General features: G+C 49.3%; 17 protein-coding genes and 1 tRNA gene. 7 read left to right on the forward strand and 11 right to left on the reverse strand.

Annotated features, from left to right (window positions below; translation table 11 throughout):
• Positions 1–135 precede the first annotated feature (135 nt).
• Positions 136–1413 carry an adenosylhomocysteinase gene (locus H6F51_09540; protein MBD1822739.1) on the forward strand — a complete coding sequence of 426 codons (1278 nt, stop codon included), beginning with the start codon at positions 136–138 and terminating at the stop codon, positions 1411–1413.
• A 208-nt stretch (positions 1414–1621) separates the two neighbouring features.
• On the opposite strand, the gene H6F51_09545 is transcribed toward H6F51_09540, so the two are convergent.
• The 5 genes from H6F51_09545 to H6F51_09565 form a co-directional block, all read right to left on the reverse strand.
• Positions 1622–1693: transfer RNA gene (locus H6F51_09545), tRNA-Lys, on the reverse strand.
• 159 nt (positions 1694–1852) lie between these two features.
• Positions 1853–3520 (reverse strand): PRC-barrel domain-containing protein, encoded by a 1668-nt coding sequence (locus tag H6F51_09550; protein ID MBD1822740.1) that lies wholly within the window; start codon positions 3518–3520, stop codon positions 1853–1855.
• A 48-nt stretch (positions 3521–3568) separates the two neighbouring features.
• Positions 3569–3745, reverse strand: a complete 177-nt coding sequence (locus H6F51_09555) for a hypothetical protein (GenBank protein MBD1822741.1) — start codon at positions 3743–3745, stop codon at positions 3569–3571.
• A 260-nt stretch (positions 3746–4005) separates the two neighbouring features.
• Positions 4006–5283 (reverse strand): exonuclease subunit SbcD, encoded by a 1278-nt coding sequence (gene sbcD, locus H6F51_09560; GenBank protein ID MBD1822742.1) that lies wholly within the window; start codon positions 5281–5283, stop codon positions 4006–4008.
• A gap of 4 nt (positions 5284–5287) precedes the next feature.
• Positions 5288–6094 (reverse strand): SDR family oxidoreductase, encoded by an 807-nt coding sequence (locus H6F51_09565; protein ID MBD1822743.1) that lies wholly within the window; start codon positions 6092–6094, stop codon positions 5288–5290.
• Positions 6095–6123: 29 nt separating this feature from the next.
• On the opposite strand from H6F51_09565, the gene H6F51_09570 reads away from it, so the two are divergent.
• From H6F51_09570 to H6F51_09580, 3 genes are all read left to right on the forward strand, one after another.
• Positions 6124–6378: a glutaredoxin family protein gene (locus tag H6F51_09570; GenBank protein MBD1822744.1), complete on the forward strand. Its 255-nt coding sequence runs from the start codon at positions 6124–6126 to the stop codon at positions 6376–6378.
• 36 nt (positions 6379–6414) lie between these two features.
• Positions 6415–7920, forward strand: coding sequence for a UDP-N-acetylmuramoyl-L-alanyl-D-glutamate--2,6-diaminopimelate ligase (locus H6F51_09575; protein ID MBD1822745.1), 1506 nt, complete (start codon positions 6415–6417; stop codon positions 7918–7920).
• Between the two features lie 76 nt (positions 7921–7996).
• Positions 7997–9022 (forward strand): ABC transporter permease, encoded by a 1026-nt coding sequence (locus H6F51_09580; protein ID MBD1822746.1) that lies wholly within the window; start codon positions 7997–7999, stop codon positions 9020–9022.
• On the opposite strand, the gene H6F51_09585 is transcribed toward H6F51_09580, so the two are convergent.
• Positions 9019–9912 carry a hypothetical protein gene (locus tag H6F51_09585; GenBank protein ID MBD1822747.1) on the reverse strand — a complete coding sequence of 298 codons (894 nt, stop codon included), beginning with the start codon at positions 9910–9912 and terminating at the stop codon, positions 9019–9021. The genes H6F51_09580 and H6F51_09585 overlap by 4 nt on opposite strands.
• Before the next feature lie 148 nt (positions 9913–10060).
• Positions 10061–10789, reverse strand: a complete 729-nt coding sequence (locus tag H6F51_09590; protein ID MBD1822748.1) for an ABC transporter ATP-binding protein — start codon at positions 10787–10789, stop codon at positions 10061–10063.
• A 216-nt stretch (positions 10790–11005) separates the two neighbouring features.
• Between H6F51_09590 and H6F51_09595 the strand changes: the two genes are divergently transcribed.
• Positions 11006–11875, forward strand: coding sequence for a lipid kinase (locus tag H6F51_09595; protein ID MBD1822749.1), 870 nt, complete (start codon positions 11006–11008; stop codon positions 11873–11875).
• Here H6F51_09595 and H6F51_09600 read toward each other — a convergent pair.
• From H6F51_09600 to H6F51_09615, 4 genes are all read right to left on the reverse strand, one after another.
• Positions 11835–12743, reverse strand: a complete 909-nt coding sequence (locus H6F51_09600; GenBank protein MBD1822750.1) for an FTR1 family protein — start codon at positions 12741–12743, stop codon at positions 11835–11837. The two genes, H6F51_09595 and H6F51_09600, sit on opposite strands and share 41 nt — an antisense overlap.
• An 84-nt stretch (positions 12744–12827) precedes the next feature.
• Positions 12828–13448, reverse strand: a complete 621-nt coding sequence (locus H6F51_09605) for a heme-copper oxidase subunit III (protein ID MBD1822751.1) — start codon at positions 13446–13448, stop codon at positions 12828–12830.
• Positions 13449–13503: 55 nt separating this feature from the next.
• Positions 13504–15264, reverse strand: coding sequence for a cytochrome c oxidase subunit I (gene ctaD / locus H6F51_09610; GenBank protein ID MBD1822752.1), 1761 nt, complete (start codon positions 15262–15264; stop codon positions 13504–13506).
• A gap of 19 nt (positions 15265–15283) precedes the next feature.
• Complete coding sequence (locus H6F51_09615; GenBank protein MBD1822753.1) at positions 15284–16348, reverse strand: cytochrome c oxidase subunit II; 1065 nt, start codon at positions 16346–16348, stop codon at positions 15284–15286.
• Between the two features lie 408 nt (positions 16349–16756).
• On the opposite strand from H6F51_09615, the gene H6F51_09620 reads away from it, so the two are divergent.
• Both H6F51_09620 and H6F51_09625 read left to right on the forward strand, forming a co-directional pair.
• The gene (locus H6F51_09620) at positions 16757–17683 is read left to right on the forward strand and encodes a heme A synthase (GenBank protein ID MBD1822754.1); all 927 of its coding nucleotides are present in this window, start codon (positions 16757–16759) and stop codon (positions 17681–17683) included.
• Positions 17684–17732: 49 nt separating this feature from the next.
• Positions 17733–18704, forward strand: a complete 972-nt coding sequence (locus H6F51_09625) for a protoheme IX farnesyltransferase (protein ID MBD1822755.1) — start codon at positions 17733–17735, stop codon at positions 18702–18704.
• Positions 18705–18805: the final 101 nt, after the last annotated feature.

The raw sequence follows: 18805 nt of genomic DNA on the forward strand, positions 1-18805 counted from the left end.
GTCAATCCTTACTGATCACTATGGAATCGATTTAGAAACTTTAGCGATCGTTGAATTGATCCTGAAAATGCAAGTTAACGTATTAAGGGGTTTTCACATCCCGCACTTGATGTCTCTTACTAAGGAAACATTTTCATGACCGCAACACCCGTCCGTTTGAAGTACGAAGTCAAAGACCTTGCCCTTGCACCCGCAGGTAAACAGCGGATCGAATGGGCTGGGCGGGAAATGCCAGTGCTAAAGCAAATCCGCGATCGTTTCGCTCAAGAAAAACCGTTTGAAGGCATTCGACTCGTTGCGTGCTGTCACGTTACGACCGAGACTGCAAATCTCGCGATCGCCCTCAAAGCAGGCGGAGCCGATGCGATTCTGATTGCTAGCAACCCGCTTTCGACTCAAGACGACGTAGCTGCCAGCTTAGTTGCAGATTACGAAATCCCTGTTTTCGCAATCAAAGGCGAAGACAACGAAACCTATCATAAGCACGTCCAGATCGCTCTCGATCACCGTCCTAACATCATCATTGATGATGGCTGTGATGTGGTCGCAACCCTGGTGCAACAACGCAAACACCAAATTGAAGACTTGATTGGAACAACTGAAGAAACCACAACTGGAGTGGTTCGCTTGGAAGCCATGAACAAAGATGGTGCTTTGGCGTTCCCTGCCATCAACGTCAACGACGCAGAAACGAAGCACTTCTTCGATAACCGCTACGGAACCGGACAATCGACGCTCGACGGCATTATCCGCGCGACCAACATTCTCCTAGCAGGTAAGACGATCGTTGTGGCTGGATATGGCTGGTGCGGTAAAGGTACAGCGAATCGCGCTCGTGGTTTAGGCGCAAACGTCATCGTCACTGAGATCAGCCCGGTTGCTGCGATCGAGGCCGTGATGGATGGTTTCCAACTAATGCCGATGTCCGAAGCCGCTGCGAAGGGTGATATCTTCATCACCGTCACAGGCAACAAGCATGTGATTCGCGGGGAACACTTCGACGCGATGAAAGACGGCGCGATCGTCTGCAACTCTGGTCACTTTGACATCGAAATCGATCTCGAAGCGCTGAAAGAACGGGCAGCCGATGTGAAGACCGTTCGCAACTTCACCGAAGAGTACACGCTTAAATCGGGTAAATCAGTCGTTGTGCTGGGTGAAGGTCGCTTGGTGAACTTGGCAGCCGCAGAAGGACACCCAAGCGCTGTGATGGATATGAGCTTTGCGAACCAAGCTTTAGCCGCAGAGTATCTGGTCAAGAACAAAGGACAGTTAGAACCGGGTGTTTATCCGGTTCCAACCGAATTGGATCAAGAGATCGCACGGTTGAAACTGCAAGCGATGGGCTTCTCGATCGACAGTCTAACTTCTGACCAGATCGAGTACATCAACTCTTGGACTTCTGGAACCTAATTGCTCCAAATTATTTGATCTACATTTCAGGTAGGTAGCCTCATGCTACCTACCTTTTCTGTGTGAGCTTCACTGCTACGTAGCGCTTTAGAAGCGCTAGCAAAATAAAAGAGCGCTCTACTTCTTCAACCGTTATGTCACCGTTAAAGGAGTAGAGTGCCCTTATTAAATCAATTGGAGCTTAAGAAATAGCAGCCCCAGAAAATTATGGGTCGCCCGGGATTCGAACCCGAGACCAGTCGGTTAAAAGCCGAATGCTCTACCGCTGAGCTAGCGACCCGCGGATTTCGTAACCTTGCTTAATCTAACACACAAACTGGGTAAATTCCAAGCAAAACTGAATTTTTTTAGAGGACGATCGCGAAAGGACATCGGGGAGTACGGCTGTTCGATTCTGTTTAAATCCGAAACACAGCTTACTCCCCAATTCTCAACCCCGTTAGTTGTGAATCGCGTGTTCTTGCTCTAGCGATGCCATCCCAGGTTCAGGGGCACGTAGCTCTTCTTCGCGAATCGTCGGTTCTTTGCTGTAAACAGAATTAAGCAGAATGTTGATCACACCACTGGCTTCCGCTTGCTCGATCGCTTTGTGAGTAATGATTTCACCCACGTTCAGGATCACGTTGTCTTGACGATCAAGAATGACTCGATTCACCGGACGACCCAAAGCGTGTTCGACGCGATTGCGGTGGATTGCACTAGCGCTACGACCTTGGTATTCAGCGATGCGCTCCTTGAGGTCGTGCCACAGCGTTTTGGCATTTTCGCGGGCGATCGCAGCTTCCTCCTGGAAGATTGCAGCTTCTTGATGCAGTCGGCTCGATGCGATCGAGGAGTGATTTCGTAAGCGGGTACGGACGATCGCTAAAGAATCGTTTGTCGTACCACGAACCGCTTCGGTTGGATGCAATCCGACTGCATCTAGGAGCGCAGTTTCTCGGTTGGTGGCTTTGGCACGTTGGATCACGATATCGGTAACGATCTGACCGGGTGCAGCGATGATCGCACCACTGTCAGCGCGAATCATGCGATCGGCGCGTCGTCCTTTAGCTTGTTCGACTCCGAATCGAGCCGTCACCGTCGAGAAGGTTTCATTTGCTCTTTGAGTTAAGGTTTGAAATCCAGTCCGGGCGCGATCGCTGACTTCTTGAAATCCGGTTTGAACGCGCTCTCCCAATTCATGAAGCTGGCGGTTAGCGGGTGCAGTCAAGCTTCCCCCTGCGGCGCGGTAGAGGCTTTCTAGTTCGCCTGCGTAGCGAGCTGCTTCGGCAACGGTTAGGGTGATGACTTGATCTTTACCAATCAGCAGTTGTCCGTCATCGGTGTAGATATCGCGATCGACCGTCTTTCCAATCACATAGGCAAACTGCTCATCGGGATCGACAAGTTGATTTGTCATCGTTGTGGTGGCGCTGTGCGTTCCGTTTTCAAATCCATTCGAGACGGTGGTGGTCGCGGCTTGGAGTCTTGTATTTGCGGCTTCTGCGCTGCGTTGGAGCTGCTCCTGTGTCGATTGAGCTGCGGTTTGAATGCTTTGACCTGCCGCTTCTGAGCCTTCTTGAATGCGAGCCGATGCGCTTTGCATTGCACCCCGGATGCCGCCGACTTGTTCTTCCATCAGTTCCGCCGTTTCGGGGGGAACAAAAGTGACATCGCGACCGATGCGGATCGTCTGAGGTGCAGGAATAAACGATCGACCCGAATAAGCATCTGCAAAGATACCGCCCGACGTTTCGTAGCCTTCGATCGCGCCCGTTTGCTCGTCAAAGAACAGATCGACGACAGAGCCGAGATAGCGTCCGTCGGTGGTAACAATGCGGGTGCCTTTGAGAATAATATTGCGACGAAATACCCGATGAATTCGCTCATCGTGGTGTGTAGAAATGATCGCTTCTTTAGTTGGAATGATTAGAGTGTCGCTTCCAAATGCGGAAATTGCTTCAAGCGGAACGACTTTTGCTGAATGAAATAAACCTGATTCTTGAACTAGAATCCCTAATAATTGATTGGTGTCTTGATCAAAGATGAGGTCTTGAACTCGTGCCACGCGCTTGCCAGTATCAAAGGCAAGAATTGTTCTGCCGATGATGTCACTTCCTTTTCTCATGATGCCCTCTTATTAAAGCTTGGATGTAATTGATAAAAATTCAGCAAGTTATCTTGCGTCAAAGTCGTTATTTTGATCGATCGGATAAGGCACAGTACGACCAAATCCGGGAACAACATTCATATATCCGTAGTATTCAAGTGAGACTCCAAGGGCAGCGGCAGCGAGAATAATCAGCGCGATCGCGGGAGTCGGATTTGAGCGTTTCCCAACTAGGCGTGGCATATTAATTTCCAGTAAATGAATTACAAAAATAGAACAGCAGATTTGAGGCGATTAGCGATTCCTGAACTTATCGTTCCGCTAATAATCAAACTGTAGATTTTTGTGAATTTATTGCCATCAATCTACCGATGTAATTCAGGTGAAGGATTAATCCTTATTTGATTTCTGAAGATGGTTTGTTTGGCGATCGTTCTTACAACAACACCCCACTCCCCACTTCACAACTGATTCAGGATCGCTACAGATAAAACGACTGGCTTCTACAACAGCTTCAATTGCGTCTGCCCGACTTCCATTTCTCCAGCATCCGATTCAATATAAAACTCTTCCTCTGCTAGTAACGCTTTTGCCGCTTCTAAAATCGGTTCAGCTAACAGTTTCAAGTCTTCGCGATTGGCTAAATAGGCTCTGAGGGCATCTAAAGGCTCGATCGCACTTCCGACCCCTAATTCCGGTAAGCGCGATCGTGACATCTGACTGAGCAATCCTGCCTGAATCGTGTAGGTGTGCGCGATCGATAAAACAGTGTGCAAGTCGGAATCATCGATCAAATCAATCTGCTCAGGACGAACTTGGTAAATGACGCGAACGACGGCATCTTCAATCGGCTTATTCTCGATCGCCGCCAGTAACTCTGAATGGGGATCGTCCGACTCGGTTAAATCGAGTTCGATCGTGCAGAATGAGCGCACAGGCAGCGGGCAGAATTCGAGCGTGGTCGAACCGCGCTCGACTTTCACCAGAGCATAGCCTTTCTCCTCATGTTCCTCGCTAAAATCAACGCGCTCGATACTGCCGGGATAAACCACAAGCGGATCTTCTGACAAAATTTGATGTCGATGCACATGACCTAAAGCCACATAATCGAACGCATCGCGAGTTAAAAATTCTAATGGAATTGTGAACCCTTTACCAACGGCTAGAAATCGCTCTGCGCCATAGCTTGCGGCATCCACCATCAAATGCGCCAGCAATACGGTTGGAATTGTGGGATCGAGCCGACGGATTTCACCTTCCATTGCCGCTCGTAATCGATCGAGCAGTAAATGCCCTACTTCCGACATTGATAACCCTTCGGTTTCAGGGCGAGTTAACAACGTCGATCGCGTCAACCAAGGTAAGGTAATCACTTGAATGTCACCGTTCCGGGTTTGGATGCGATGCGTTTCTAATCGATCGCCCACAACCACGTGAGGGACACCCAGCGTTCGATAAATACACAAACTTGCACCGCCCGCGCCTTGAGAATGCTGATCGTGATTTCCAACTAAGAGAACAACAGGAATTCCTAAATCGGCAAGGCGGCGAAACTGTCCCGCAAAGGCTTGCTGAATGTAGGGGGGCGGAGTTGCATCCGGGAACGCATCGCCGCCAAATAGCACTAAATCCACGGGTTCAGAAATGGCGCGATCGATACATTTTCCTAAAGTAGCGACAAAATCTTCCAGTCGCGTATTCAATCCAGTTTCGGGATTAATCTTGCCGTGAGCAAACCCGCTACCGAGATGAATATCCGACAAATGAAGAATCTTGATCATAAATTTAGCGAGTCATACCACTGCGAATAATTGTACTAAACACGCGGTCAGGCAGCACCTTTCTCAATGTGAGGAAAAGGCGACCGACACGATCGCTCCCATACCGCAATCGTCGCGAATCATCGGTTGCTGCTCGGTAGATCGTTTCTGCCACAACTTCTGCGGGTTCCCCTTGTTCACCTGCCCGTTTCAGATTTGCCAAAACTCGATTGACAAACTCGTCATAAGCAGTGATTTCGGATCGGGCAATGTCGGGAGAGCGATCGAAGAAATCGGTTTTGATCGGACCGGGTTCAACTAACTTGACGCGGATGTTAAACGGCTCTAATTCGTATTGCAGCCCTTCAGAAAAGCCCTCAACCGCCCATTTGCTGGAGTTGTACATTGTGTAGGTCGGAAACGATATTCGACCCGCGATCGACGTGATGTTTACAATGATTCCCGATCGCCGTTCTCGAAAATGCGGTAGTACGGCTCTGGTAACTTCCATCAGTCCAAACACATTCGTATCGAACTGTTTGCGAATCTGCTCCGGTGAACAATTCTCGAATGCTCCGATCAATCCATAACCTGCATTGTTGACCAAAACATCGATCGCGCCAAATTGGGACAAGGATTGAGCGATCGCGCTTTGAATTGAATCTCGATCGGTGACATCAAGCCGGAGTGGATGAATGTTTTCGGTGAGCCAATCGGCTTTTTCGGGAGTTCGCATCGTTGCAATCACTGTCCAGCCTTTTTGCGCGAACAGTAAAGCGGTCGATCGACCAATTCCCGTTGATGCGCCTGTAATTAAAACCGTTTTCGTCATAATATCGGGGGATGATTTGGCACGCAGTCATGAAACTTATTCTGTACAGTAAGCCCGGATGCCATCTGTGTGAAGGGTTGCAGGAGAAATTAGAGCAAATCCACAGCTTTTCGTTTGAACTCGAAATTCGGGATATCACGACCCGCGACGATTGGTTTCAGGCGTATCAATACGAAATCCCGGTTTTGTATTTTGAGGATAAAATGCTGCCACGTCTTTCTCCACGATCGACCGTTCAACAAGTGGAATCTATGTTACAGAAATATATGTCATCAAACGCTTAAAACGTAGGCGAAGCTCGATTGGGCAAGGAGTTATCGATGCAGCTTAAAGAATTATTAGCCAAGCTTCCGAACATGGGCGAGATTCCGAATCATCCCGCGCTCAATGCTGAAGTCAAACGGTTAACCACGAATTCGCTTTCCTGTCAGATGGGCGATTTGTTTATCGGAATGCCGGGGACTCGTGTGGACGGAGGAGATTTTTGGCAAAGCGCGATCGCGGCAGGTGCGATCGCGGCGATCGTGTCTCCGCAAGCTGCGAGTCGGGCGATGGGCGATCCGGCGTTTCAGTCCGAACCGCCGCCGCTCGTGATTCCGGCGATCGACATGGCTCAAGCTTGCGCCGATTTAGCGACTGCGTTTTATGATTTTCCGGCTCAAAAGCTGAAGTTGGTTGGGGTCACGGGCACGAATGGCAAAACCACGACCACGCATTTGATTGAATATTTGCTGGAGCGCTCAAATAAATCCACCGCCCTACTGGGAACGCTCTACACGCGCTGGAAAGGCTTTCAGCAAACGGCGCTGCATACGACTCCGTTTCCGGTGGAATTGCAGCATCAGTTAGATTCAGCGATCAAGGCTGGCTGTGAATTTGGCGTGATGGAGGTGAGTTCTCACGCGCTGGCTCAAGGTCGGGTGTTGGGCTGCGAATTTGAAGTGGCGGTGTTTACGAATTTGACCCAAGATCACCTCGACTTTCACCGCGATATGGATGACTACTTCGCAGCCAAAGCGCTCTTATTTGATGGCGATTATTTGCGAGGGAAAGCGATCGTCAATCTCGACGATCCGTATGGGCAGAAGTTGGTCAATCAGTTGAATTGCGACTCTGTTTGGACATACAGCACTCAGCAACAAGCGGATCTGTGGACAAGCAATCTGAATTATGAATCAGACGGTGTGAGTGGTGCACTGCATACTCCAAAGGGCGAAGCTGCGTTTAAGTCGCCGTTAGTCGGACAGTTTAACTTAGCGAATTTGCTGGCAGCAGTAGGAGCAGGATTACAGTTAGGGTTAGAATTGAGCGCGATCGTGGAAGCGCTACCCGGCTTTACGGGAGTTCCCGGACGCATGGAACAAGTTCAAATTAAACCCGATCAAGATATCAGCGTGATTGTAGACTATGCTCACACGCCGGATAGTTTGGAAAATATGCTGAAAGCATCTCGTCCGTTTATTGGGGGACAGATGATTTGTGTGTTCGGCTGTGGGGGAGACCGCGATCGTACCAAGCGCCCGAAAATGGGGAGCATTGCCGCAGCGTTAGCCGATCAAGTGATCGTCACTTCGGATAATCCCAGAACTGAAAATCCAGAGCAGATTCTAGAAGATGTGGTGGCTGGAATTCCAAAATCAGTGAACCCAACTGTGATTAGCGATCGTGCGACTGCGATTAGAACCGCAATCTTGCAGGCAAAACCCGGCGATGGCGTGTTGATCGCGGGTAAAGGGCACGAAGATTATCAGATTCTGGGTACGGAGAAGATTCATTTTGACGATCGAGAACAGGCGCGAGCGGCGCTGGTCGATCGGTTCCAATAAATCCGGGTAGAGACGTTTCGCCGAAGCGCCTCTACCGTGTCGGGTACACGCACCAATTTTCACTAGGCAACAAATCATGTCTCGATCGAGCGCGTTACGCTACTACGTTTTATCCCGATTGTTGATGGCTCCATTGATGATTTGGTTGATCACCACGATCGTATTTCTTCTACTCAGAGCAACTCCCGGCGATCCAGTCGATGCGCTTTTAGGGCCAAGAGCACCCCAAGCCGCAAAAGATGAACTCCGCAATCAGTTAGGACTCGGTAAGCCTTTATTTTTTCAATACCTAGACTACATGGGGTCGCTGCTGCGACTCGATTTAGGTAAATCCTTAACCACTCAAGGACAAGCCGTTTGGGAAATTATTGGTAAGTTCTTCCCGGCAACTGTCGAACTGGCGATCGTGTCGTTGGCGATCGCGCTCGCTGTTGGGATTACTGTGGGTGCAATTTCCGCCTCGCGTCCGAACACTGCCTTAGATGCGGGTGGACGGCTGTTTGGCATCATCACCTATTCCATTCCAATGTTTTGGTTCGGCATGGTGTTGCAACTTGTATTTGCTGTTGGATTGAAGTGGTTTCCGCTGGGAACGAGATTTCCGCTCACGATCGCACCTCCCCAAGCGGTCACAGGACTGTATACGATCGATAGTCTGCTCAGTGGTCATCTGGATCAATTTCTAGTTGCGCTCTATTATCTTGCGCTGCCTGCGATTACGCTTGGGGTGTTAATCAGCGGCATTTTTGAGCGAATCGTGCGTGTTAATCTGAGGCAAACTCTGCAAGCGGAATATGTCGAAGCTGCCCGCGCACGAGGAATCCCAGAATTGAAGCTCCTGATCAATCATGCGTTGAAAAATGCAATGATTCCAGTGATCACAATTCTGGGGCTGACATTCGCTGCGTTGTTAGGGGGAGCAATTCTTACAGAGGTGACATTCTCATGGCCCGGACTTGCAAATCGCTTATACCGAGCCATTTCTCAACGAGATTATCCAACCGTGCAAGGAATCGTTGTTTTCTTTGCGGCTATTGTTGCGATCGCTAGTATTGTGATCGACATCATTAACGCTTACATCGATCCTCGAATTCGCTATTAACGAGGCGCACAAGCAACAGACACCGACGAAGCGACTTGATTTGATCCAGCGTTAGCACTGAACGATCGTTGACCGTATTGGAGCGCATTCAAATTCGATATCACTTCATGACCAGCCGTTCCTGCCGGACCGTTGTAGCGGTATGCCACTGCCGGATTAGGATTGTTTGCGTCAAACTGACGATTGACTGCAACAGGACGCACACCCGAATTGGAATTGTAGGTTGTCGTTGAACCCATCGTGTTCTGGTTCGCAGTTGAACCCATCATGTTCTGGTTTGTCGTTGCGCCAGCCGTGTTGGGAACGCCAATTCTTGCAGCCGCGGTGCTTGAATCTAAATTCTGAGTGTTGTTCGCTGAGGTCGAATTGACCGAACTGCTCATGCTGCGGTTCATACTCATGTCGCCGTTCATATTAGCGTTAGCGCTCTGGTTAGTAGTCGCGCCAGCCGTGTTGGGAACGCCAATTCTCGCAGCCGCGGTACTCGAGTCTAAGTTCTGAGTATTATTGGTGCCGCCGATCGAATTGCTTGCGCTGTTACGAACACTGCTGTTACGGACACTGAGGTCTGAATTCAGAGTCAGGCTACCATTGTCAACTCCAGTTCTGGCAGTGTCATAGCTCGACGGTGCAATTCCGGTGCTGCTCGAAGTTTCGGAGTCGATCGGGCCACCCACACCACCGGCTACAGGTACACAGTTATCAGAAGTGCTACCGGGGGTTTGAGTATTGAACTGATTTTGGTTTTCCAGGCGGTTGACATCGCCATTGTTAACAACGCCTTGTGTGGGCACTGCTTGAGCAAATGCGGGCAATGCCATCACGGCAGCGGTTCCAGTTGCGCTCAGAATAGCGAGTGTACGTTGAGCAAGGTTCATGTGAGATTTCATAGGTTTCCTCAAAAGACTAAAGTAGTAAATGACGTTAGAAAATCTGTGCTTTCCTATACTCCTTAACTGTAAAAAGAAAAACTACAGTCGTTCTCTGTCTTTCGGGGTTACTCACTCTCTCTCAACAGTAGGAAAGATTAATCCCTCTTTAACCGCGTGCCCTACCCCCGCCTAAATAAAGTTCTGCGACTTTCGGATTGTTCAACAATTCTGATCCAACTCCTTCAAATCGATCGCGCCCCGCTTCTAATACATAGCCTCGATCCGCCATTTCCAAGGCTTTGCGGGCGTTTTGTTCGACCAGCACGATCGCGGTTCCATCCCGATTAATCTGTCTAATTTGATCAAAGACGCTATTCACCAAGATGGGAGACAGTGCCGCAGAAGGTTCATCGAGTAACAGCAAATTCGGTTTGAGCATCAAAGCTTTTCCCATCGCTAACATCTGCCGTTCGCCACCGGAGAGGGTTCCAGCTCTTTGCTTACGTCGTTCTGCTAAACGGGGGAACCGCTGATAGATTTCGTCCTTGAGCGGTTGGAGCGGGACATCTCGGACGAATGCGCCCATTTCGAGATTTTCTTCGATCGTCAAAGACGGAAACACATTCGCAAGCTGTGGCACATAGGACATGCCCCGCTGCACGATTTGATCCGATCGGAGTCCTGCGATTTCGTTGCCGTTGAAGCGAATATTTCCGGTATGCGGCTTCAGCAGTCCGAACACCGTTTTGGCAAGCGTTGATTTTCCGGCTCCGTTGGGTCCGATAATCGCCACCAGTTCACCCGGATAGACGCGCATATTCGCACCTTGCAAAATGTCCAGGTCTTTGACATAGCCTGCATGAACGTTTTCAACTTCAAGGATCGGAGCAGTCATAGGACGGATGGAGGAGGATACTTAGAATCAAACTGTATCATTCTGGTGTGGTTTTCTTAACGGCTTAGTGTCGAGGTGCTGAGTTCGATCGAGGTTTTCGCTTCGTTTTGGGCGACTTTTGCTCGATCGTAATCTTAGCGATTGTTGTATATCCGTGCGAGAACGTTGAACATTCGCTAAAATCGCGGCATCGGCTGTATTCTTGTGATGGTTATCATGGTTCGTCGTGCGCTCCTCCTCGTCAATCGCAATGCCCGTAAGGGACAGGCTCAGCTTGAAGCTGCGATTAGCCAGTTAAACGTATTGGGCTTTGAACTGCTCGAAGCACCGATCGATCGTTCGTCTCGCTTAGCGGAAACGATTCGGGAGTATCGCGATCGCGTGGATCTAGTCATTGTCGGCGGCGGAGATGGCACACTGAACGCTGCCGTTGAAGGGTTGATCGAAACAAAGTTGCCGCTTGGAATTCTGCCGCTCGGAACGGCAAACGATTTAGCGAGAACGCTCGGCATTCCTTCAACTTTGCCCGAAGCGTGTCAGGTGATCGCGAACGGTAAGAAGCAACAAATTGATCTCGGTTGGGTAAATGGCAAGTATTTCTTTAATGTTGCAAGTTTGGGGTTGAGTGTTCAGATTACACGCGGCTTAACTAAGACCGCTAAACGCCGCTGGGGTGTATTTGCCTATGCTGCAACTGCGTTTCAGGTGTTGTGGAAGTCGCGGCGGTTTAAAGCGGAAATTGTGTGCGATGGTCGCTCGCAGAAAGTGAAAACCGTTCAAATCGCTGTCGGCAATGGTCGCTATTACGGTGGCGGAATGGCAGTTGCGGAAGATGCCGCGATCGACGATGAACGCTTGGATCTCTACAGTCTAGAGATTGATCACTGGTGGCAAATGGCGCTGGCGCTGCCTGCTCTGCGCCGTGGAACTCATACCCAATCTCGCTGGGTGCAGTCTTGGCAAGGAAAAGAGATTTTTGTGTATGTGCCAAAGGCGAAATCAATCAATACGGATGGTGAAATCACGACGACAACGCCCGCACATTTTAAGGTTGTTCCGAAAGCGCTGACGGTTTTGGTTCCTTAACAGGATTGAGGCTTTGTAAATACAAACGACCCACGATCGTAAGGAAGCTGAGATAAGCGATCGCTTCAATCCAATAGAGTCGATCGACATATCCAAACAATGTATGCAGAATGACTCCTGGAAATTGTTTCTGCGATAGCACCGTTGAAGCGTCCCAAATCAATCCACCCAGAAAGCAAGAACTTGGCTCAGAGAGACATAAGCTGGCATAGCGCGGATTCAACTGAGACAGAATTGCAAAGCTCTTATCCAAGTGCGCCAATACTCCGATCACCAATCCAGAAACAATCAGCAGCAAGAAAATTCCCATCCCCTGAAAGAACTGTTTCAGATTGATTTTCACACCCAGCTTGAACAAGAGAATGCCAACGACGATCGCGCCTGTTAATCCCCCCGCTGCACCAATCACAGGCGACCACCCTTGCTGAAACTGTGCTGCGATAAACACAACAGTTTCAAATCCTTCCCGCAGCACCGCAAAGAAAATCAAGCCAAACACACCCCAAGCGGCATTGGTTTGCATTGCTTGATCGATTTCGCGTTCGACTTCTCCTTTGAGTGATTTTGCCTGCTTTGTCATCCAAATCAGCATCCAACTCAGCAACACGATCGCAATCAATCCAAATATCGCTTCGAGCAATGGTTTAAACACTGGCGCATATACATGATTGGAAGCATCTAAACTTCCCAATGTCCAAAGAAAGACAACCCCAACGGCAACGCTGGCAACTATACCCGCACCAATACCAGCGTAAACCCAAGGATTGAGATTCGATCGACCCGCTTTACTCAAATAAGCCAGCACAATTCCCACGACGAGTGCTGCTTCTACGCCTTCGCGCAGAGTAATCACAAACGTTGACAGCATAAATAGGTAAAACGCAAGATCTTTAAGTCCAATTAAAAACGGATGGAGCAAAACTACTCCATCCGTCCTCTAAATTTATCAAACTTACAGAAGATACAGCAGGATAAACAGGATAATCCAGATGACATCAACAAAGTGCCAATAGATTTCTGCAGCTTGGACTCCGAAATGTTTTTCGCTGTTGTAGTGATTCGGAACGCGCGATCGCCACAGTACCGCCAACATCAGAATCAACCCAAAACAAACGTGCAGCCCGTGAAAGCCAGTTAGAACATAAAACGTGCTGGCAAAAATGTTTGTTCTCAGTCCGAATTCTAAATGGAAATACTCATAAAGCTGACCTGCTAAGAACACAGCCCCCATCAGCGCCGTGATCCCAAACCACAACCGCAAGCCTTTCACATCATTTTTCTGAATTGCTTGATCCGCATTGTGAATCACAAAGCTACTGCCAATCAGAACTGCCGTGTTAATTCCAGGCAGTAAGAGTTCTAGTTTTGGCGTTCCTTCCGGAGGCCAGTCCGGAGTCACGGCACGAAAGGCAATATATGCCATGAATAACCCTAGAAAGATCATTCCTTCAGCCGCAAGAAACACAATCAGTCCAGGAATGCGGAGATCGGGATGCTCCTGATGATGGGCAGGTTCTGCGATCGCTTCTTGTTGGTAGTCGCGAGAAGTTTTTGCAGGATCGATAGTCGTCATGGGTATTGCAAGAATAAAGGACAAAAGGATGAAGTGGCTTCATCCTTACAAGGCTTTATCGATTGTTGCTTTCGGTTCCCCGATCGCTCGGATTAGCAGCAACTACGGGATCAGGCTTTGCTCTTAGCGTCGAGCTAGGGCCAGCCGACAGTGCTGGATTACTGGCATCCGAAAATGGCACATCTACCTCAGTCGATCGTGGCGCTAAACCGTAGTCATAAGGGCCTGTTGCCAGCACCGGATCGGCGATAAAGTTCTCTGGCGGAGGCGGAGAAGTGGTCATCCATTCCAGCGTCAACGCCCGCCACGGATTATCTCCCGCAGGCTCACCGCGTAGCCAACTCCAAGTGACATTCACAATAAACGGGATGGTTGACATCGCCAGCAGAAAGGCCCCGATCGTACAAATCAAATTCAGCGTTGCAAACTTGGGATCGTACTCCGCAATCCGGCGGTTCATGCCTTCTAAGCCCAACTTGTGCATCGGCATAAACGCCAAGTTAAAGCCGACAAAGCTTAACCAGAAGTGAGCCTTGCCCCAAGCCTCATTCATCATGCGCCCGGTGATTTTCGGGAACCAATGATAGAACGCTCCATACAATCCGAATACGCTACCGCCAAACAGAACATAGTGCAGGTGAGCGACGACAAAGTAAGTATCGTGAACGTGAATATCAAACGGAACAGAAGCCGTCATTACACCGCTAATTCCACCAATCACGAAGAGCGCAATAAATCCCATCGCAAACAGCAATGCGGAACTGTCGTCTAATTTTCCACCCCAAAGCGTTGCCAACCAGCTAAACACCTTAATCCCAGTCGGAACAGCAATGATCATCGTCGTGATCATAAAGAACATTCGCATCCAAGGCGGTGTGCCACTGGTAAACATATGGTGAACCCAGACGATTAAGCCCAAGCCACAGATGGCAAGACTGGAGTAAGCGATCGCTTTGTATCCAAAAATCGGCTTACGAGCGTGAACGGAAATCAGTTCCGAGATCATGCCGAACACAGGCAAGATCATGATGTAAACCGCAGGGTGCGAGTAGAACCAGAACAAGTGCTGATAAACGATCGGGTCGCCGCCCCCGGTGGGATTAAAGAATGCCGTTCCAATCAACACATCAAACGACAGCAGAATCAATGCACCCGCCAATACCGGAGTAGCAATCACCGCCAGAATGGAGGTAGCGAACATCGCCCAGCAAAATAGAGGCATCTGGTTCCAGCCCATGCCGGGAGTCCGCATTTTGGCGATCGTCACCAGGAAGTTAATTGCCGCCAAAATCGAAGAGGTTCCCAGAGTCAACACGCTGAGAATCCAGATCATTTCTCCGGCTTTTCCACTGATCAGACTCAGCGGTGGATAGTTCGTCCATCCCGCACCAGGCGCACCCACCAGAAAGCTGCTCATAAGCAGAATTCCAGCCGGCGGGATCATCCAGAATGCCAGTGCGTTGAGCTTCGGAAACGCCATATCTCGCGCCCCGATCATCAGAGGCACGAGATAGTTACCAAAGCCACCCGTTCCTGCCGGGACAATCCACAAAAAGATCATCACCGTTGCATGAACGGTGAACAGACTGTTATACACTTCGCGGCTGACAAAATCAGATTCTGGAGTCGCTAACTCTGTCCGCACCATGGTTGCCAACACACCGCCAATCAGATAAAAGACGAAGGTTGTCACAAGGTACTGAATCCCAATGACTTTGTGATCAGTGCTAAAAGTGAAGTATTGTTTCCAATCGCCCTTTTTCTCTGGATGAGCGGGGCGATTCGCTTGTTCTTGAATTTGGGCTGCTTGTGTCATAGCAAAGGTGTTTAAGAGGTTAGCTCATCGGATGAAGTTGATGCAGCAGATCAGGAGTGACACCCGCTTCTTGGGCGTAGGGCGCGAGATACTCGCTATCTGTCATCTCAGCAGGATTCAGCGCGATCGCGCGATCGCTTGCATTGGTCTGCGCGACCTTCATGCTCTGTAGCCAAGTTTCATAAGCTTCGAGCGATTCCACCACCACATGAGATTTCATTGCGCCGTGGTAGGCTCCACACAGTTCCGCGCAAATAATCGGATAGTCTCCTTCTTTGGTCGGAACAAAGCGAATTTCAGATTGTCTTCCTGGCACGGCATCCTGTTTCAAGCGAAATTCAGGCACCCAAAACGCATGAAGCACATCGTTCGCCGTGATATTCATCACGACTGGCCGACCGACAGGCAAGTGCAGTTCACCCGCAATAATTTCTTCGGGATAAGTAAACAGCCAAGCGTATTGCATTCCTGCGGCATTGATGACTAACGGTTCTTGTCCGGTTGCGGGAATCGAACCCGCTCTAGGAGCAACGTTCCCAGCCGCAGGCGCATCTTGACGCAGAGGAATTTTTTCCTCGATCGCATCGGTTGCCGCATTCTGGCGCACTTCCGCATCTTTGGCGACGGGATCAACTTGCGCGATTAACGGGGCTGCGATCGCTGATCCTTTCATCTGTGCGACTTGATGCGAGTGTTTCGAGTGCGCTGCCATCGAGTGATCCATCGGATTCATGCCGCTTTCAGTGTTATAGATCTCAAAGCTATACACCGAAATTCCCAGCACGATCACCGCCGGGATCGCCGTCCAAAGAATTTCAAGCGGAATATTGCCGTGGACGGGTGGCCCGTCGCTGAGGTCATCGGGATCACGGCGAAAGCGGAAGTACGAATAAACCAGCACAAAGATCACAAGAAGAAAAATGCCCGTGCCGATCGTCAACATTGCACCAAACAACTGATCAATCAGTGGGGCTGCTTCGGAAGCAGCGATCGGGAGCAGGTTATGGTTCTGACCATACCAAAGGCTTACGAGCGTCAGAATGATACCCGCGAGGAGAGTTGAAATTTGACTAGGAATGTTCACGGCTCACCAATCTTGCCTATAACTACTTCAAGGGTTCTAGATTCTGGATATTGGGTAAACAGCTTTTAGGTAGAGATTCGACTGTCTATGTTGCCGTCTTAACAATTTTCCAACGAGTAGAGAGAACAGTTTCTATTGAGAATGCTTGCTCAATCCAGTCTAGTCTTCTTCCACGGTAGGGCAGGGGAATCGAATCTGGGGGACAAAATTCCTGAACTTTAAGGTTTTCTTTGGGATCACCTCAGAGTAAAGGAACAGTGTGGACTCAATTTAGGCGAAATCCAAAGAATTTCCAAAACTCGACCCTAATTTTAAGATTACGTCACTAAAGTAGAACCTAGAGCAGATGCTTCACGCTTCATGAACTTTTATTTCTAGAGAACGACTATCCGCCTTTCGGAATTAATTATGTCTGATTCACTGTTTGATCCCTCCAAGATTTCTCATCCGGCTCAGGCTCGCAGTTGGATTACTCGCCTCGTTTTTGGTTTGGCAGTCGCCACTCTATTTCTGATGGCGCTGGGCAGTGCCACACGAGTCATGAATGCGGGACTGTCCTGTCCAGATTGGCCCTTGTGTTATGGTGAATTTGTGCCCCGCAGTCAGATGAATCTTGAAGTGTTTCTGGAATGGTTCCATCGCTTGATTGCTACCACGATCGGATTTGGTACGATCGCATTGGTCGCTGTTTCCTGGTGGTTCCGCCGCGACTTACCGAAGTGGACACCTTGGGCAACTTTGTTGGCCTTGTTCTTAGTTGTGTTTCAAGGCGTTTTAGGCGGTTTGACGGTCACAGAGCTACTGCGCTTTGATATTGTGACGGCGCACTTGGGAACCGGATTGTTATTCTTCAGTACGTTATTGACGATCGGAACCTTACTGATTCCTTATCAAGGCACCGGAACGGTTGGAAAGCTTCGGTTAGTCGGAATTGCTGCGACGGGTTTTGTTTACTTTCAGAGCATTCTAGGCGGATTAGTGTCGTCGCAGTGGGCATTGCATCAATGCTTTGGACAGTCGCAACTGTGCACGATCATGAATAGCCACATTGCAGGAATTGTGCCGCCGATTCTATCTGTGCTCACTTTGGTGATTTTGGCTTGGCGTACTCCTGCCTTGCATCCCCTTCTACGTCGCTTAATCAATGTTGCCGGATTGCTTCTGGTACTGCAAATTACGTTAGGAGTAGCAACTTTCCGCTTGCAGCTGCAAGTTGAACCGCTTACCGTCGCTCACCAAGTAACCGGAGCCGCTTTACTCGGAACATTACTGGTCTTTACGGTGCTGGCTTTGCGCGATTCGGCTGAAGGGCAGGTCGTCAAAGTTGAAGCTTAAGATCTGAATAATTTATGCTTACTCTCTCTACGTTTGACCGAGATAAAAAATGCAAGATTCAGCAACGGGCGTAATCCGCCACAACCAAGATTTTCTTCAAGTTATTAAAAGCTATTGGCAACTCACCAAGCCGCGCATTATTCTCTTGCTCTTGATTACAACAGCAGGTGGAATGTGGATTGCAGCTCAGGGACAGGTTGATCCGGTACTGCTAATCGTGACGTTGATCAGTGGCGCATTTGCAGCAGGATCAGCGAACACAATTAACTGTTTGTACGATCGCGATATCGACTACATCATGGAACGGACTCGCAGCCGTCCGCTTCCATCCGGTCGAGTCAGCGTTCGAGACGCGCTCATCTTTGCTGTCACATTGGCGTTAACTTCGTTTGGATTGTTAGCGTATTTTGCGAACTTGCTGAGTGCTTGTCTGGCAATGTCGGGAATCTTCTTTTACGTGGTCGTCTATACGCACTGGCTAAAGCGCCATAGCACGCAGAATATTGTGATTGGTGGAGCTGCGGGTGCGATTCCGCCGCTAGTCGGTTGGGCTGCGGTGACGGGTGATCTCAGTTGGGCGGCTTGGGTGTTGTTTGCGATCGTCTTTCTTTGGACTCCGCCGCATTTCTGGGCGCTAGCGATTCTGATTCGCGAAGATTACGCCAAAGTTGGTGTTCCGATGTTGCCTGTGGTGAATGGGAATGAACCAACGAGCAAACAGATCTTCTACTACACGCTATCTTTGATTCCGGTGTCGCTGCTGTTGGTTTATCCGTTGCATGTGATGGGTGCAGTGTATGCCGCGATCGCGCTTCTATTGGGCGGCATCTTTGTGCAAAAAGCTTGGAATTTGATGCAGGCTCCGTCAGATTTGATGGTAGCTCGATCTACCTTTAAGTATTCAATTCTGTACATGATGCTGCTTTGTGCGGGAATGGGAATTGATTCACTCCCTGCAACTCATCAACTTATCAGTGCGATCGTTCAACAAGCTCAAACCATTGTGGGAGTGGTTTTCTAGTTCTTGAGTAAGCTGCTGTTGCTCAAGCAGGTTAACGACTATGAACTTTCCTACAGGAAGCCTGGTTTCATCAACCTCAAGAGTTGTAGCATTGCGTGACC

The organism is Cyanobacteria bacterium FACHB-DQ100, from assembly GCA_014695195.1.
Classification (GTDB): Bacteria; Cyanobacteriota; Cyanobacteriia; order Leptolyngbyales; family Leptolyngbyaceae; genus Leptolyngbya.

Bases quoted from the DNA above. Each gene is read 5' to 3' on its own strand.
- H6F51_09540 (MBD1822739.1), top strand. From the start codon at position 136: ATGACCGCAACACCCGTCCGTTTGAAGTACGAAGTCAAAGACCTTGCC.
- H6F51_09550 (MBD1822740.1), bottom strand. From the start codon at position 3,520: ATGAGAAAAGGAAGTGACATCATCGGCAGAACAATTCTTGCCTTTGAT.
- H6F51_09555 (MBD1822741.1), bottom strand. From the start codon at position 3,745: ATGCCACGCCTAGTTGGGAAACGCTCAAATCCGACTCCCGCGATCGCG.
- sbcD (MBD1822742.1), bottom strand. From the start codon at position 5,283: ATGATCAAGATTCTTCATTTGTCGGATATTCATCTCGGTAGCGGGTTT.
- H6F51_09565 (MBD1822743.1), bottom strand. From the start codon at position 6,094: ATGACGAAAACGGTTTTAATTACAGGCGCATCAACGGGAATTGGTCGA.
- H6F51_09570 (MBD1822744.1), top strand. From the start codon at position 6,124: ATGAAACTTATTCTGTACAGTAAGCCCGGATGCCATCTGTGTGAAGGG.
- H6F51_09575 (MBD1822745.1), top strand. From the start codon at position 6,415: ATGCAGCTTAAAGAATTATTAGCCAAGCTTCCGAACATGGGCGAGATT.
- H6F51_09580 (MBD1822746.1), top strand. From the start codon at position 7,997: ATGTCTCGATCGAGCGCGTTACGCTACTACGTTTTATCCCGATTGTTG.
- H6F51_09585 (MBD1822747.1), bottom strand. From the start codon at position 9,912: ATGAAATCTCACATGAACCTTGCTCAACGTACACTCGCTATTCTGAGC.
- H6F51_09590 (MBD1822748.1), bottom strand. From the start codon at position 10,789: ATGACTGCTCCGATCCTTGAAGTTGAAAACGTTCATGCAGGCTATGTC.
- H6F51_09595 (MBD1822749.1), top strand. From the start codon at position 11,006: ATGGTTCGTCGTGCGCTCCTCCTCGTCAATCGCAATGCCCGTAAGGGA.
- H6F51_09600 (MBD1822750.1), bottom strand. From the start codon at position 12,743: ATGCTGTCAACGTTTGTGATTACTCTGCGCGAAGGCGTAGAAGCAGCA.
- H6F51_09605 (MBD1822751.1), bottom strand. From the start codon at position 13,448: ATGACGACTATCGATCCTGCAAAAACTTCTCGCGACTACCAACAAGAA.
- ctaD (MBD1822752.1), bottom strand. From the start codon at position 15,264: ATGACACAAGCAGCCCAAATTCAAGAACAAGCGAATCGCCCCGCTCAT.
- H6F51_09620 (MBD1822754.1), top strand. From the start codon at position 16,757: ATGTCTGATTCACTGTTTGATCCCTCCAAGATTTCTCATCCGGCTCAG.
- H6F51_09625 (MBD1822755.1), top strand. From the start codon at position 17,733: ATGCAAGATTCAGCAACGGGCGTAATCCGCCACAACCAAGATTTTCTT.